The organism is Yimella sp. RIT 621 (assembly GCF_004146205.1).
In the GTDB taxonomy this organism is placed as follows: Bacteria; Actinomycetota; Actinomycetes; order Actinomycetales; family Dermatophilaceae; genus Yimella; species Yimella lutea.
The window spans coordinates 54,502-71,237 of record NZ_SEIP01000013.1 but is presented as its reverse complement, the minus strand read 5'-3'; the positions used below and the strand labels follow the sequence as shown (position 1 = coordinate 71,237).

At 67.6% G+C, this 16,736-nt stretch carries 9 protein-coding genes; 7 read left to right on the top strand and 2 right to left on the bottom strand.

Annotated features, from left to right (window positions below; all coding sequences use genetic code 11):
- Positions 1-312 precede the first annotated feature (312 nt).
- The 5 genes from EU513_RS12825 (at position 313) to EU513_RS12805 (ending at position 14,395) form a co-directional block, all read left to right on the top strand.
- Positions 313-2,037 (top strand): TM0106 family RecB-like putative nuclease, encoded by a 1,725-nt coding sequence (locus EU513_RS12825; RefSeq protein WP_129626567.1) that lies wholly within the window; start codon positions 313-315, stop codon positions 2,035-2,037.
- Positions 2,034-5,606 (top strand): exodeoxyribonuclease V subunit gamma, encoded by a 3,573-nt coding sequence (gene recC, locus EU513_RS16180; protein ID WP_205744781.1) that lies wholly within the window; start codon positions 2,034-2,036, stop codon positions 5,604-5,606. The genes EU513_RS12825 and recC overlap by 4 nt, the downstream gene beginning before the upstream one ends.
- A complete protein-coding gene (locus tag EU513_RS12815; protein ID WP_205744780.1) occupies positions 5,603-9,346 on the top strand; it encodes a UvrD-helicase domain-containing protein in 3,744 nt (1,247 codons plus the stop codon). The genes recC and EU513_RS12815 overlap by 4 nt, the downstream gene beginning before the upstream one ends.
- Positions 9,343-11,067 carry an exodeoxyribonuclease V subunit alpha gene (gene recD, locus EU513_RS12810; RefSeq protein WP_129626561.1) on the top strand — a complete coding sequence of 575 codons (1,725 nt, stop codon included), beginning with the start codon at positions 9,343-9,345 and terminating at the stop codon, positions 11,065-11,067. Before EU513_RS12815 ends, recD begins: the two co-directional genes overlap by 4 nt.
- A 235-nt stretch (positions 11,068-11,302) precedes the next feature.
- Positions 11,303-14,395, top strand: a complete 3,093-nt coding sequence (locus EU513_RS12805) for a M6 family metalloprotease domain-containing protein (RefSeq protein ID WP_168990276.1) — start codon at positions 11,303-11,305, stop codon at positions 14,393-14,395.
- Between the two features lie 189 nt (positions 14,396-14,584).
- Here EU513_RS12805 and EU513_RS15980 read toward each other — a convergent pair whose 3' ends face one another.
- Complete coding sequence (locus tag EU513_RS15980) at positions 14,585-14,731, bottom strand: hypothetical protein (protein ID WP_168990275.1); 147 nt, start codon at positions 14,729-14,731, stop codon at positions 14,585-14,587.
- A 60-nt stretch (positions 14,732-14,791) separates the two neighbouring features.
- Between EU513_RS15980 and EU513_RS12800 the strand changes: the two genes are divergently transcribed.
- The gene (locus tag EU513_RS12800) at positions 14,792-15,403 is read left to right on the top strand and encodes a hypothetical protein (protein WP_129626557.1); all 612 of its coding nucleotides are present in this window, start codon (positions 14,792-14,794) and stop codon (positions 15,401-15,403) included.
- A gap of 108 nt (positions 15,404-15,511) precedes the next feature.
- Positions 15,512-15,943 carry a rhodanese-like domain-containing protein gene (locus EU513_RS12795; RefSeq protein WP_129626555.1) on the top strand — a complete coding sequence of 144 codons (432 nt, stop codon included), beginning with the start codon at positions 15,512-15,514 and terminating at the stop codon, positions 15,941-15,943.
- Between the two features lie 3 nt (positions 15,944-15,946).
- Here EU513_RS12795 and EU513_RS12790 read toward each other — a convergent pair whose 3' ends face one another.
- Positions 15,947-16,693, bottom strand: a complete 747-nt coding sequence (locus EU513_RS12790; protein ID WP_129626553.1) for a GAP family protein — start codon at positions 16,691-16,693, stop codon at positions 15,947-15,949.
- Between the last annotated feature and the right edge of the window lie 43 nt (positions 16,694-16,736).

Genomic DNA, 16,736 nt, shown 5'->3' with positions numbered 1-16,736 from the left:
GTGGACGCTAACTCTTCCGATGACGCTCCCAGGACGTGGTCGCAGAAGGGACTCACCGGCACGGTCACCGACTGACCACAGCTGCGTCTCTCAGGGGGTCCGAGGTACTAACAAGCGCCCGCGCCGCAGTCCTCCCGCCGGGAGGTGCAGCGCTGATCGAGGCGCCCCCTTCCAGATCTTGTGCGCTTCGTTTGCGTCGCGCGGCACCGGTCGCAGTCGTCGGCGTGGGGATCGACATCATCCGCCACCCGAACCCCGACCGCCTGTCGGTGCCGTCGCGTAACCTCACGCGAAGACGTGAAAGGGGTACGGGTGACCGACAACAAAGCGGCGACGAAGCGCTCGCTCGTGCTCGGCGCGTACCCCGCCATCCAGTGCCCCGTCCGCACGCATTACGACTTCGATCCTTCGATGGTCGGTGCGCCGATCCCGATCTCGCCCGAACTGCAGGACATCCTCGACGCCGGCAACGCGTTCGAGGCCGAGTTGTTCGATCGAATCACGGCGGATGCACCGGAGCGCTTCCACGTCGTCGAACCCGACACGTACTACCGGGACGCGGTCGACCAGACGCTCGATGCGATGGAGCGCGGCGTCGAGATCATCGTGCGCGGTGCACTCCCTGAAGACAGCGAGGGTCACCGGTCCGGGCGCCCAGATCTGCTGATCCGACACGGCAATTCGTGGCCCGCCACCTACCTTCCCGGGGATGTGAAGCTGCACAAGTTCCTGTCGGCGATGAAGTCCAACAGCAGAAACACCTACGCCGTCACGGTCGCGCCGGCGAGCAACCCGCAGCAGCGCTCGTCGCTCGCCGACGCGCGTCCGCGCCCCGCCCGGTTGGAGCCCGACGCGCTCCAACTCGTCCACTACACCCGCATGTTGGAGACCATCGGCCGCCACCCCGGTCCCGACCACTACGAAGCCTTCCTCGTCTCCGGTGACGACTGGGCGATGTGGGGGCTCGAGGAGGTGCACGGCACCTGGATCGCGCTCGACCAACCTGCCTTCACCACCTACTCGCGCAGCGAGGGCACCAAGACCCGCAGCGCGCTCGAACGCTATGACCACGAGTTCGGGTTCCGGCTGGCCGTCGCGCAGAACGCTGCCACCGGCAACGACTCGCTCGTCGTCCCGATCTACACCTCTGAGTGCGACAACTGCCCCTGGTACGCGGTCTGCGGGCCGGTGTTCGACGCCGACCCCACCACCTCGTTCACCTCCTGGCGCCCGACCCTGCGCGAGTGGCTCGCCCTGCGCACCCTCGGCGTCCACACCGTCGACCAGCTCGCCGCGCTCGAACTCACCCCCGAATGGCTTGAGAGCTACCAGGCCGAAACCGGTGACCGCACGAAGAACGCCGGCAAGCGCATCGCGCTCACCATCGAGAAGGCGAGGATCGCCGTCGCCGGTCACGCGCTCGCTTTTCGCACCGACGTCGTGCTCCCGCCGAGTGCCGACGTCGAGATCGATCTCGACATGGAGAACGACACCGACAACCGGGTGTTCCTCTGGGGTGCCCGGCTGCGGCGTGGGGACGAGTCGAGTTTCCACATCTTTGTCGAGTGGGACCACCTGAGCGATGAGTCCGAGTTGGCGCTCGCGAACCAGCTCACCGACTGGCTTGCGCAACAACGTGATTCGGCGCTCGCGAACGGCGAGACAATCCGGGTCTTTCACCACGGACCCGTCGAACGACAACGCCTCACCAACATCCAGGGCAAGTCCGCCGTCCAGGACACGGGTATCGAGTTTGTCGACACCTGCGCATGGGCCGAGAAGCACCTCATTTCCGCCGCCGGCCACGGACTCAAACCGCTCGCCGTCGCCCTCGGGTTCGCCTGGCGAGACGACGACCCCGGCGGACGCAACTGTCAGCTGTGGCTGGATGAGTCCCGTGCCACCACCGACCCGCAGCTGCGCCAGATCCTGCGCGACCGCGTCCTGGCCTACAACGAGGACGACACCGCCGCCACCGCCTGGATCCGCGACCACGCGTCTGGCCTGCCGACCCTCGCCTCGCTGGAGACCGAGTGACCGGCATCCACGTGCACCGCAGCGACCGGCCGCAGGAACTCGCAGCCGGTCTCGCCACGATGCTCGCCGACAACCCCGCGGACGTCTTCAGCTCCGAGGTCGTCGTCGTGCCCGCGCGCGGTGTGGAGCGCTGGCTCACCCAGCAGCTGTCGCACACGCTCGGATCGGTCGCCGGCGACGACGGTATCTGCGCGGGGCTGGAGATCCTCACCCCTTCGTCGCTCGTCGGGTTGCTGCTCGATCGCGACCGCGACGATCCGTGGTCGGCCGACCGGCTCGTCTGGCCGACGCTGGACGCCATCGACGAGTTGTGTGGCACGCCCGGGTTCGAGGCCATCACTCGTCACCTCGGTGCCGGCCCGGAGATCGTCGCAGACCCCGCCGCCGAGTGGGACCGCAAGGCACGTCGGGCACGCCGGTACGTCGTTGCTCGGCGCATCGCCGGGCTCTTTGCTGCGTACCACCGGGATCGTCCGCAGATGCTCGGCGAATGGGAATCCGGTTCGAGCACAGACGGATACGGGTTGTCTTTGGCGGACGATCTGATGTGGCAGCCGCCGTTGTGGCGGCGCGTCGTCGAGCTGACGCTGGACGCGCACGGGCTCGATGAGTCGGTCACCGGACGGCACCAGCGGGTCGTTGCGGGTTTGCGGGACGGTTCGCTGCCGTTGGAGTTGCCGGAGCGGTTGTCGTTCTTCGGGTACACGCGGTTGGCGCGGGCTGAGCGGGAGTTGATCCACGCGCTGGGTTCGCGGCGGGAGTTGCACCTGTGGTTGCCGCATCCGTCGCCGGCTTTGTGGGACGCGATCGGGTCCCTGGGTTTCGGCGCGTCCGATTCCTCCCGCTGGTTGAGCCGTACTGATGAGCTTGCGAATCCGTACGCGCCGAAACCGAGGTCCGAGGACGAGACCGCTCTCGTTGCGGAGAACCCGTTGTTGGCGACGCTCGGGCGCGATGTTCGTGAGTTGCAGCAGACGCTGGTGAGCATGGAGCCGGTGGTTCATGAGCCGTTGTCGTCGGGTTCGTCCGCTGGTTCGCGGTTGGCGTCGATGCAGGCGGATGTGCGCGGGAACACGGCTCCGACCTCAGTGCTGCGCGATGCTCCGGTGGTTTCGGCGCGCGGGACTTCCTTCGTCAGTCCCGCGGCTCAACCAGTGGAACACGGTGGGCACGCGCCGACGCTGCTGGTTGAGCCTGGGCGCGGCGACGAAGGCGCAGCGTCCAGTGCCGAAACCAAGGCACCCTTCACGGACAACTCGTTCCAGGTGCACTCGTGCCACGGCCGCCCCCGCCAGGTCGAAGTACTCCGCGAAGTGCTCACCTGGTTGCTCGCTGAGGGCAAGGGCGCCCTGCAACCGCGCGACATCCTGGTCATGTGCCCCGACATCGAGGCCTTCGCACCGCTGCTGCGTGCCACCTTCGGACTCAGCAACGTCTCCTCGATCACCGTGCCCGACCACGACGTCCACCCCGGCCAACGACTGCGCCTGCAACTGGCGGACCGGTCGCCCGGTGCCACCAACCCGCTGTTCGACCTTGCCCGACGCGTGGTCGCGATCGTCGCCGGCCGGATGACCGCGTCCGAGGTGCTCGACCTCGCCGGCCACGAGTCCGTCCGCCGCCGTTTCGGGTTCGACGACGACTCACTCAGCCGCATCGCCGCCTGGGTCGAGGACGCCGACGTCCGTTGGGGATTCGACGAACTGCACCGCCGCGAGTACGGACTGCGCGGCTTCGACGCACACACCTGGACTCCTGCCCTCGACCGCATCGCCCTCGGGGTCGCGATCAGCGCTGACGCCGACGGTCCGGACGCGATCGGTGCCCCGGTCGACGACATAGGCAGCCGCGACATCGAGGTCGCCGGGCGCTTCCTCGAGCTCATGGAGCGCATCAAACGTGCCGCCGACGACGTGCGCGGACGCGGCGAACACCTCACCTCCACCGACGGCAACGTGCAGACCGCGCAGTGGATGAACTGGTTGAAGGACATCGTCCACGGTCTCGCGGATGTGCCGCTCGACGACCGCTGGCAGCTGTCGCAGATCGACCGCGAACTCGACATCATCGCCGCCTCGGCCGGCGAGGTTCCGTTGCGGCTCAGCGACATTCGCACGCTCCTCGATCAGCGCTGGGCGGGCCGTCCGACCCGCGCCAACTTCCGCACCGGCGCGATCACCGTCTGCTCGATGGTGCCGATGCGTTCGGTGCCGCACAAGGCCGTCGTCGTGCTCGGCCTCGACGACGGCGTCTACCCGCGCTCACCCGTGGTCGACGGTGACGACGTGCTCGCCCGCCGACCGTTCGTGGGGGAGCGCGACCCGCGCAGCGAGGACCGCCAACTCCTGCTCGACGCCGTCATGGCCGCCGACGACTACTTCGTCGCGATCTACTCCGGCGCCAACGAACACAACGGTGCCCGGCGCCCACCGGCCGTCCCGCTGCAGGAGCTCATCGCGGTCGCCACTCGCACCGGGGGCGGCGACGACTCCTTCGTGCACCTGCACCCGTTGCAGGCGTTCGACGAACGCAACTTCACAGCAGCGTCCCCGTTGCCCGGTGGCACCTTCGACCGATCCGCGCTCGCCGGCGCGAAGGCATTGCGCCGATTCCGTCACGACCAACCGCCACAGGCACCGTTCCTGTCCGGACTTCTCCCGGCTCGCCCTGTCGACGCCGTCACCATCGACGAACTCACGGGGTTCCTGCACAACCCCGCCCGCGACTTCCTGCGCAGCCGCCTGGGCATCTTCGTGCCGCGCGAAGTCGACCCCGTCGACGACGCCGTCCCGATCGCCCTCGACGGCCTGCAGACCTGGGCCATCGGCGAGCGCATGCTGCAACAGATGGTGCAGGGCGCGACCCTGGACGAGGTCATGCAGCGCGAGAACCGCCGCTCGAGCTTCCCGCCCGGTGCCCTCGGCGACAAGGCGCGCAAGGACGTCCAGGGTGAACTCGCCACGATCACAAAGCATTTGCACCGGCCGGACGACGTGCCACCGCGCTCGGTCGACGTTCGCCTTGACCTGCCTGGGACGGGCGGTCCAGGCTCGGTGCGGTTCACCGGTGTCGTCGGCGGCGTGCACGGCGACGAACTGCGCGTGCACACCTTCTCCCGCATCGGTCCCAAGCAGCTGATCAGCGGCTGGGTGCGGCTGCTCGCGCTGGCCGCCGTCGAACCTGACCGCACCCACCACGCCACCCTGCACGGCAAGCGGGGCAGCGTCCGTCTGAGATCGCCTGGGGCACAAGAAGCTTCGACACTGCTGGCCGATCTCGTCGAACTGCGCGGCAAGGGACTGCAGTACCCGATGACCGTCCCGCCCAGGACCGCGCACGCGTTCGTCCGCGGCAACCGCGTCAAGCTGTTGAACGGTGACGACAGCCTGCTGCTGCACTTCGCGAGCACCGAATGGGAAGGCGACAAGATCCCCGGCGAGAACACCGACCCGTACTGGGTGAAGATCCTCGGCCGTGGCGCCCCGATCCAACAGATCGAGATGCTCGGTCTGCGGCAGTTCTCCGCCCGCATCTGGCTGCCGGTCCTCACCCACCAGGAGGACGCGTGAGCACCGAGACCTTCGAGATCACCGGCCCCCTGCCGGAGGGCACCACACTCATCGAGGCGTCCGCCGGCACCGGCAAGACCTGGACGGTTGCGGCCCTCGCGACCAGGTACGTCGTCGAGCAGGGCATGCCGATCGACAAACTGCTCATCGTCACCTTCAGCCGCGCCGCCAGCCAGGAGCTGCGCGAGCGCGTGCGGGCCCGGCTGGAGGAGACCCTCGCCGAACTCGAATCGTCCGCCCCGACCGAAGACCCGCTCGTCGAGCACCTGCGTGACTGTGCACCAGCGGAATTGGCGCTGCGTGTGCGACGGCTGCGGACGGCGGTCGCTGACTTCGACACGGCCACGATCGCCACCATCCACCAGTTCTGCCACTACGTGCTGCGCGGACTCGGTGTCGCCGGCGACTCCGACCCGGGCGCGACCCTCGCCGAAGACCTCGAACAACTGCAGAGCGACGTCATCGACGACCTCTTTCTCGCCGACCACCTGCGCGCGGTGTCCGGCACGCCCGAGTACGCGATCGCCCGCAAGGACGCCCGCCACGCACTCAACAACCCCGGCGCCGAACTGCACCCGACGGATGCGTCCGGCCCGCTCGGCGTGCGCATGGACCTGGTGCGACGGGTGCGGGAGGAGTTCGAGAAGCGAAAGCGGCGCGCGGCCGTGCTCTCCTACGACGACCTGCTCGAACAACTCGCCGACGCCCTTGAGGACGAGGGCGGTCCGGCGCGGCGGAGGATGCGCGACCGCTGGTCGGTGGTGCTGGTGGACGAGTTCCAGGACACCGATCCGGTTCAGTGGCAGGTGTTCTCGCGTGCCTTCGCGTGCGAGGGCATCTCGCTGCTGCTCATCGGCGACCCGAAGCAGGCGATCTACGCCTTCCGCGGCGGCGACATCCACACCTATCTGCAGGCCGCCGACACCGCCGACCGGCGCACCTCGCTGCCCACCAACTACCGCAGCGACGAACCCCTCGTCCGTTCGCTGCAGACCCTGATGAACGGGGTCGCGTTGTCCGAGGGCATCGTCGTCCACCCGGTCACCGCGCACCACAAGACGCATCGACTCAGCGGTTCGCCGGACGACACCCCGGTGCGGCTGCGCACCTGGCCGCTCATCGACGGCGAACGCCAGCCGTCCATCGGTGACGTGCGCCGGCGGGTCTACCCCGACGTCGCGGACGACATCGAGCGGCTGCTCGCGTCCGGTGCCGAACTCGACGGACGGCCCGTGCAGCCACAGGACATCGCGGTGCTCTGCCACGTCGGCAGCGACCTCGCCGGGATCCGGGAAGAGTTGCGCCGCAGGGGGATTGCGTCGGTGCTGGTTTCCGGCACGTCCGTGCTGCGGACGCCCGCTGCCGAGGCCTGGCTCGAACTGCTGATGGCGCTCGAACAGCCCCACCGCCGCGACCGGGTCGGTCTCGCAGCACTCACCCCGTTCATCGGCTGGACCGCCGAGCAACTCGACAGCGCCGACGAAACCGAAATCGAAACAGTTGCGGCACAGATCCGTTCGTTGATCACCGCATTCCATCGTGGGGGAGTCGCGGCTGTGTTGGACGTCGCGCGCAGCCAGGGGTTGGCCGAGCGCGTCCTGGGTCAGGTCGGCGGCGAACGAGACCTCACCGACATCGAGCACTGTGCCCAAGTGCTGCACGAGCAGGTGCTGCAGGGCATGACCGGGTTGCCGTCGTTGATCGCGTGGATGATGAAACAGAGCGCGGACGACGCTGTCACGCCTGCGGATTCGAGGACCATGCGCCTCGACTCCGACGCACTCGCCGTCACGCTCTCGACGATTCACAGCAGCAAGGGACTGCAGTACCCGATCGTGTACGCGCCCTTCCTGTTCAACAACTGGCTGTCCGACAAGGAGCACGCGGTTGTTGTGCACCGCGACGGCCACCGCATCCTGTCCTACGACCGCGCCGACCTCAACGGTTCCGAGCGTCGCGCCGACGACCTCGGCGAACACATGCGCTTGGCGTACGTCGCGATGACCCGTGCCCAGTCTCAGCTGGTGCTGTGGTGGGCGCCGACCTACAACAGCAAGGACGCCGGCCTCCACCGCCTCCTCTTCGGCCAAGCCCCCACCCCCGAAGCCCTCGACCAGTTGCTGCGGTCGCGGACACACGGCAACGCCGCCGAATCACACGCTGGTCGAGTAGGTGGGAGCCCGGACAACGCCGCCGCACCACACGCTGGTCGAGTAGGTGGGAGCCCGGACAACGCCGCCGAACCACACGCTGGTCGAGTAGGTGCGAGCCCCCAGGGCGAGCGCCGCGATCGAGACCATGGCGACGATCACGAAGACTCTCCCGACGACCTCACCGGGTCTCGATCGCGCTCGGTCGATAACCCTGCCTCGCTACTCGACCAGCGTGCGGTGATCACGCTGCTCGACCCGATCGACAAGCACTCGATCGCCACGAACCAGCGCTTCCTGCAGACCTGGGCCGACCACGGCGCGTTCAGCCTCGAGGTCATCGGTAGCGGCACGACGCAGCCGGCACCCCCGGTCGAGCCGTCGACCGAACGCCTGACGGCCCGCTGGTTCGATGACTCGATCATCGACCGGGACTGGCGCCGCGCGTCCTACTCCTCGCTTGCTGCAGCGGGTGAGGCGGCCGCTGAAGCCGCGGGCGAACTATCCGAACCCGAGGACGGTGCCGTCGGACGCATCGACGAGGAGGTCATCGTCGTTCCCGGTGGTTTCGGCGCGGGCGACTTCCTTCGTCAGTCGCCCGGCTCAACCAGCGGGAACGCGGGGGACTTCCTTCGTCAGTCGCCCGGCTCAACCAGCGGGAACGCGGGCGACCACACCACACCACTCGGCGACGAGCCGAAACCCGGTGACGGGAACGCGGGCGACCACACCACACCACTCATCGACGTGCCGAAACCCGGTAACGCGAACACCGAACCCTCGCCGATGGCCGACCTTCCCGTCGGGGCGACTTTCGGCTCCCTCGTCCACGCGGTCCTCGAACATGCCGACCTCCAGGCCCGCGACCTGCGCGCAAACCTGTTCGACAACGTCCGCGAACAACTCGTCCTCTGGCCGGTCGACCTCGACCCCGGGGCACTCGTTGACGCGATGGAAGCGGTCTGCACCACGCCGATGGGTCCCGAACCTGATGCCCCTCGACTGGTCGACATCGCGAAGACCGACCGGTTCTCCGAGATGGACTTCGAGATGCCCCTCGCCGGCGGCGACCGTCCGCACGCGCGTCCGGTGCTGCGCGAGATGGCCGAGGTTCTGCGCACACACCTCTCCGACGACGATCCATTGATCGATTTCGCGGACGCACTGGCCGGCGACGCGTACGGCAACCAGACCCTGCTCGGTTACCTCACCGGATCGGTCGACCTCACCTTCCGGCATGACGGACGGTTCTACATCGTCGACTACAAGACCAACTGGCTCGGCGAACCCGGCGAACCGCTGACCCTCGCCGACTACGAACCCGCCCGCCTGAACGCGGCGATGGGCCACTCCTCCTACCCGCTGCAGGCGATCCTGTATTCGATTGTGCTGCATCGGTATTTGCGATGGCGGCTGCCCGCATACGACCCGGGCGAGCACTTCGGCGGCGTGATGTACCTGTACGTGCGCGGCATGGCCGGCCCCGCCACCCCGGTGGTCGACGGTGGACGCTGCGGCGTCTTCACCTGGCACCCACCGGCGGCCATCCTCGACGACCTGTCGAAGGTGCTTGACGGAGGTGAGCGATGACCGACGCCGCACTCAGTCTCAACGCCCAGGGACGCCTCGCCACACTGAACGAAGCGGGCATCCTCGACGGCAGCGACTGCCTCGTGGCCGCGCGGGTCTGTGCCGCGTTGGGGGAGGAGCCGACCTCGGACGCCGCCCTCGCCTTCGCATTCGCGGTGCGGGCGGTACGTGACGGTTCGACCGCGCTCGACCTTGCAGACGTCGCCGGCTGGACCGCCGCCGTCGATGTCGACGAGATCGAGCAGGACGCGGAGACCGCACAGGGTCTCGTCGATCTGCCGTCACCTGAGGACTGGCTGCACACCCTTCAAGCCAGTCCACTTGTGCAGCAACGGATCCTGCGCATCGACCTCGGTCTGGTCTACCTGGATCGATACCTTTCCGACGAGTTGCTCATTGCCTCCGCGCTGACCGACCGCGTGCCCGAACACCTGCCGCCGGTCGACCTGTCCGTCGTCGAGGAGAGCATCGGCAAGGGCGATCTCAACAAGGAGCAGCAAACCGCGGTTCGCTCAGTCGCGACCCGCCCGGTCACCGTGCTGACCGGTGGGCCCGGCATGGGCAAGACCCACGCGATCGGCCAGATCCTCACCGCCCTGCTCGCCGCGTCCGACGGCCAACTACGCATCGGACTCGCTGCGCCCACCGGCAAGGCCGCCGCCCGCATGAACCAGTCGCTCGGCGCCACGCTCGAGGGTGACAGCGCGATCAAGCCGGCGGTGACGCTGCACCGACTGCTGGGTCCGCTGCCCGGCACGAACCTGCGCTTCCGTCACGGTGCACACGACCCGCTCCCACACGACGTCGTGGTGGTCGACGAAGCCTCGATGGTCTCGCTCAACCTGATGGCGCGCCTCGTCGAATCTCTCTCACCTACAACGCGATTGCTGCTGGTGGGCGACCCCGACCAGCTCGCGTCCGTCGAAGCAGGGTCCGTGCTGGCGGACGTCGTCGCCGGGCTGGACGCGTCCGGTGCAGTCGTCCGGCTCGTCCAGGACTACCGCATGGGCGACGACCGCGCGCGCCTCGCCGCAGCCTTCCGCACCGGCGTCCCGGATCAGGTGGCCGAGGCGATCGACCAGGCGAAGTCCGGCGTGCAATTGATCGAGACCGACACCCCCTCGCTCGAACTCATCCCGCGCGTGGCCCAACACGCCCTGAAGCTGCGCGAACTCGCTGCCGCCGGGGACGCCGACGCAGCCGTCGAACAACTCGGACGTCTGCGTCTGCTCTGCGCCCACCGCCACGGACCCTTCGGCGCGAGCCACTGGAACCGCCTGGTGGAGATGGAACTCGCCAAGCACGCGCCCGACATCCGCTCGCACCAGATGTACGTCGGCCGCCCGATCCTGATCACCCGCAACGACCACGGGCTCGGCCTCAACAACGGCGACGCCGGTGTCATCGTCCAGACACCCGACGGCACCCGCGCGGTCATCGAGACCGGCCACGGACGCGAGTCGTTCCCGCCGTGGTTGCTGTCGGAGGTCGAGACCATGCACGCGATGACCGTGCACAAGGCACAGGGCAGCCAGGCCGCCGAGATCATTGTTCTCGTCCCGCCGGTCGAGTCGCGACTGCTGACCAGGGAGATGCTCTACACCGCCGTCACCCGGCCGCAGGAACACCTGACGATGGTCGGCACCCGCGAAGCGATCGCCCTCGCCGTCGACACCCCCGTCCGCCGTACCTCCGGCCTACGTCAACGCCTGTCGAGCTGACCCCGATCCGAGGCGACTCCAAGTGCACGAGGGCACGCCGTATACGGAGTGCCCTCGTGCATTTCGGATCCTCTCGGCAACGTCGCCCCTCGAGTTCGATGATTTGTTTGCACACACGGGCACCGCGCGGGACTCTTACTGCGGGTAGTCGGTGCGGGGAGGAACAAATTTGATGCACACATCATCGAAGCGTCGTTTTGCGACGCTGGTAGTTACAGCGGTCACGGCCTTCGGGATGAGTGCAACGGCGGCGCCTGCGAGCCACGCAGATCCGAGCGAGCGCACGTCCCAGACGGTTGCTGCGCAGAAGCCCGCGTCGAAGGCGCCGCAGAAAAAGACAACGCGCGAGGTGCGCGGTGCGCCCGTCGACACCACGCCGAAGACGGTCACCCAGCCGGACGGCAGCAAGGTCACGATCCAGCGCAACGGCGACCGGCTGCGTAACTGGACCTCGACCATCAAGGGCAACGCCACGGTCGTCAAGGACCGGCAGGGGTACTGGCGGTACGCGTCCGGACTCGACAGCAAGGGCCAGCCCAAGGCCGGCTCGAAGAAGGCGGCCGCGTCCGCAGCGGTGCCGCAGGAGTCGGTCGGGTTGACCCCGACCCAGGACCTGCAGGAAGCGGCAACGGTTCAGCAGCCGCTGGGCTTCACCGGCACACAGCGCACGTTGGTGATCCTGGCCCAGTTCTCCGACCGGTCTTCGCTCGGTACGACTGCAGCACAGTGGAGTTCGAAGTTCTTCGGAGGCACGGGCAGCGTTCGCTCGTTCTACAAGGGCGCCAGCTTCAACAAGCTCGACGTGGCGCCGGCTCAGGAGTCGAGCGGTGCGGCGAACGACGGAGTGGTCGGGTGGGTGACCCTGCCGATGAGCCACCCGGACAGCACCCGCACCAACGCCGGCGACCGGGAGGTCGCTGCAGCGGCGATCACGGCAGCTGACCCCTACATCGACTACGCGTCCTACGACACCAACGGCGACGGCGCGATCCAACCCAACGAACTGCACGTCACTGTGATTGCCGCCGGCTACGAAGGCTCGGTCGGCAACCCCTGTGGAGTGAGCGTCTGGGGTCATCAGTGGTCCGTTCCGGTGAGCATGACGCAGCCCGTCGACGGCACCTACGTCGGTACGAACGGCTACACCGAGTTCGGTGAGATGCACTGCGAGAAGGAGTACCCGACGCAGTCGCGCATGGCGACCATCGGGATCATGGCGCACGAGTTCGGTCACGACCTCGGCTGGGTCGATCTCTACGACATCAGCCAAAAGAGCGAAGGCCTCGGCATCTGGAGCCTGATGGCGGGCGGCTCGTGGGGCACGAAGCCCGGGGGAATGCCGGGTGACACCCCTACCCTCCCGGACGCGTACAGCAAGTACCTGCAGGGATGGATCGCACCGACTGCAGTCAACTCACTGGCCAATGTTTCTGTGCCACAGGCGAGTACGAACCCGAGCGCGTTCCGGTTGCTCGCGGATCCGGACGGTCCCGGCGTCGGCTCGAAGGGTGAGTACTTCCTCGTCGAGAACCGGCAGCAGTCCGGCCTCGACGGAGGCCTGCCCGGCTGTGGCTTGCTGGTCTACCACGTGAAGGAGGCCTACCAGGACAACGTCCGAACCCCGTACGGCCAACTCATAGACATCGAGGAGGCGGACGGCGACGAGGACTACTTCTCCTCACCCGGCGATCCCTTCCACGGTCTCGCGGGCCGGACGAGCTTCAACGCAACCTCGGTGCCGAACTCCAAGGCCTACAACGGCCAGGACGCAGGAGTGCGGGTCACGACGACCAGCGGCTGCTCGGCGTCCATGCCGGCCACGATGGCCGCGACCGGCACGGTCTCGATCACCCCGCCCGCGAACGACACTTTCGCGGCGGCGAAGGCACTCTCGCCGGCAACCGCGGGCACCTGGAAACAGGGCACGGTGGACGCGTCCATCCAGGCCGGTGAGCCTCGCCACGCGGACGCCGTCGGCGGAAATTCGGTGTGGTTCAACTGGACTGCCCCGTCGGCCGGCAAGCTGACCGTTGCCACGGCCAACACGACGTTCGACTCGACGCTGGCCGTCTACACGGGAGGTGCAGTGAACGCGCTGACCCGGATTGCTGCGAACGACGACGTGGACGCGGCCAACGGTGTGCTCACCAGCAAGCTCAGCAACGTCCCGGTGACCGCCGGCACGACCTACCGGATCGCCGTGGACTCCTGGTACGGCGCGCCGGGTGCTCTGGATCTGCAATGGAGCTTCACGCCGGCGGCGACGTCGTCGTTCGTGTCGTTGGCTCCGTCGCGGATCCTGGACACGCGGTACGGCGCGGGCGCGCCGAAGGCGGTTGTGCCGGCAAACGGGAAGGTCGATCTGCAGGTGACCGGTCGGGGTGGTGTGCCGGCGAATGCGTCATCGGTGGTGTTGAACGTGACTGCTGTGAGTCCGAAGGCGAACGGGTGGGTGACGGTGTGGCCTGCCGGTGCGACCAAGCCGACCGCGTCGAACCTCAATTTTGTCACCGGACAGACCGTTCCGAACCTCGTCATCGCCAAGGTCGGCAACGGTGGCAAGGTGTCGCTCTCGACCTCGGCGGGCACCCACCTGCTGGCGGACGTGGCCGGGTATTACCCGACGGGCAGTGCGTACACGGGTGTGAATCCGACGCGGGTGATGGACACCAGGTATGGCACGGGCGCGCCGAAGGTTCGGATTCCAGCCGGTGGGTCGGTGACCATCGCGGTCGGCGGCACCCATGGTGTGTCGGCGACGGCGTCGGCGGCGATATTGAATATCACGTCGGTGAACCCGTCGGCTGCCGGGACGGTGACTGCGTTCCCGGCGGGTGTGGCGACCCCGGCGGCGACGTCGATCAGTTTCCGCAAGGGGCAGACCATCGCCGGCCTGGGCATCATGAAGCTGGGGACGGGTGGAAAGGTGACGCTGCGATCGACCGCGAGTACCGATCTGGTGGTCGATCTGAACGGTTGGGTGCCGGCGGGTGCGGGCACGGTTGCGTTCACGCCGACGAGGTTGCTCGGTTCCCGGGCCACCGCCGCCGGCACCGCGTTCCAGGTGAAGGTCGCCGGCGTTGCCGGTGTCCCGTCGAACGCGAAGGCGGTTCAGGTGACGGTGACGTCGGTGAACCCGTCGCAGTCGGGGTATTTGACGGCGTGGCCGACCGGGGTTGCTCGTCCGACGGTGTCGAACCTGAACTACACCCCGGGTGGGTCGATCTCGAACTCGGCGATCGTGAAGGTCGGTACCGGGGGGACGATCACCGTGTTCGCGTCCGGCAAGACTCCGGTCACGATCGACACGTCGGCGTACTTCAAGTGACCTGCCCGACAGTCCGGTATCACGCCTTGGTGCAGGCCGGCGGCGACTCCAGGATGCCTCTTCGAGCAGGTCGCGAAGCCGTTGCTGGAGAAGCTGCGCGCCCGGTGACCCAAGCCTTGAAACTCGCGTGACGTGTGGTCGTCTTCAACCCTCGAAGACGACCACACCTCACGCGGATTCGGGCGTGGATCAGTCGTCGGACTTCTTCTCCTTCGAGACCCCACCGCTCGCGACGTCATTGGTGTCGCCGCCGTCGTCCTGCTGCGCTCCCGGCCCACCGTCCTGCTGGTCGACCTCGGCCTTGTGCTCTTCCGGCTTCCCGTTCTGTTCGCTCATGCTTCGACGCTACGCGCCACCGCCCGCCCGGTGGCGACCTGCGAGGAGGAAGATGTCGGCATGCCCCGTTCCACGAAGATCGTCGACCGCTTCGAGGGGCGCATCCTCGGCGCCGGATCGACCAGCGGCGTCCGGGTGGTGGTCGGCGATTGGTCGCACTCGCCGCTCGGTGCGTTCACCGATGTCATGGTGGCGGACGCGTCCGGTCGCCGCTTCCTGCTCGCACCGAATGAAGCCGTCGCTCAGTATGTTTCGCAGACCTACAACTTCGACGAGACCGTGCTGTGTGATGTCCACTTGACGCAGGGCTGGACGGTCGACGCCGGCCCGCTCCGGGCGTCCTTCGGCCTGGGAAAGCGCACCCCGACAGGCTGGCTTCTGCACGCCGTGCCGCAACGGATTGCCAGCAGCAGGCCGCTAGCTGTTCTCGCCGACCCGGTCGCCCGCATCGTCCACCCCGGCGTGCGCACCGTGGGTACCGCCGGCAACGGACGCCGGGAGTATTACGGGGCGCTCGACCAGCACGCAGTGATTCGCCTCACGGGCACCTGGCACGAAGAGGCGCTCGGAGCGCTCACTCGGGTCACGCCCAACCCGGCCTTCGGTTTCAGCTCCACGCCCCAACTCCCTGCCGTGACGCGGGTCGTGACCACGATCGTCCGCGAACGCTGAATCTTTCCCGTTTCGTACGTTCCGCCGGGTGTTTGCTACCGTCCGTTCGCCTTTGGTCGGCTCTTCTGATCGCCCCAGAGCCCGTCTCATGCTGGCAGAATTTGCGGAATGTGCCCCAGCTTCTACGACCTCACTGGCGATGCTGAAAGCATCGACAGGTGCCTCGCGACCGCTCGCGAGTCGCTGACCCGGGTCGAGCCGCAGGACCTGACCGAGTGGCAGGACGACGGGGCGTTCGTGATCGACATTCGTCCCGAGGCGAGCCGTCGAGCCAACGGCTACATCCCGGGAGCGGTCGTCATCGACCGGTCGGTGTTGGAGTGGCGCCTCGACCCGACCAGCGGTTACTCGATGTCGGACGGACCGACCAGGGATGATGTCGTGGTCGTGGTGTGCAATGAGGGCTATTCGTCCTCGCTTGCCGCCAGCGACCTGAAACGACTCGGATTCCGTTGGGCTGCAGACCTGGTCGGCGGCTTCCGTGGCTACGTCGAGGCCGGCCTGCCGATCGACGAAGAACCCACCCGCGTCGTCGAGTAGTCCTCAGCCGATCAGATCCCGTGCGAACCGCCAGTTGTTGCTGATCAGCCAGAGTCCGAGCAGCGCGAACACCCACGCCAACGTTTCTTTGGAGTTCTTGCGCAGCCAGCGATCCACGCGCTCCAACGTCGGTTGGATGCGCTCGTGCATCGAGAGTCGGAGCGCGAGCAGCAACAACGCCGGCGCGACCATCACCACGCAGTAGGACGCCAGTACCCCCACCGCGCCGAGCGTCGGCAGATCGGCGGCGACCATCAGTCCGATCGCGGCCAGATAGGGCAGCATGCTTGCGGCCTCGATCAGCGCGGCCACGGTCGCGAAGGCCATGACGGACGCGGGGGACGCCGAACCGTCCGCGGTCGACGTCCTCCACTGTTCGATGCGTCCGGGTCCACGGGCCTGCTGACGGGCAGCTTCCCCGGCCCGCTTGCGCTTCTTGCCTGCCTCGGTCCACGGCTCGATGGTGAGTCCGAGCAGTAGCAACACCGCGCCCGCCACGAGAGCGACCCAGCGAGCGGGTTCGGATATCGACAGCGAGGCGAACGCGTCGCGTAATGACTGTGCCCCGAAGTACAGGCCGAGACCAAGTACGAAGTAGAACACCGCAATGGTGCTCAGATACAACAGGATTCGGCCCAGTCGCGGCTTCGAAGGGTGGGTCATCAGCCACACCGGGATCGCGAGTGTGCCGAAGCTGGTGCTGTCGATCAGCGCGAGCACCACCAGTGGGGCGAGCAGTCCGAGTTCCATGGTGCCAGCTTCGCCGAGACAGTTCGTGCAGTCATCGGCCGAC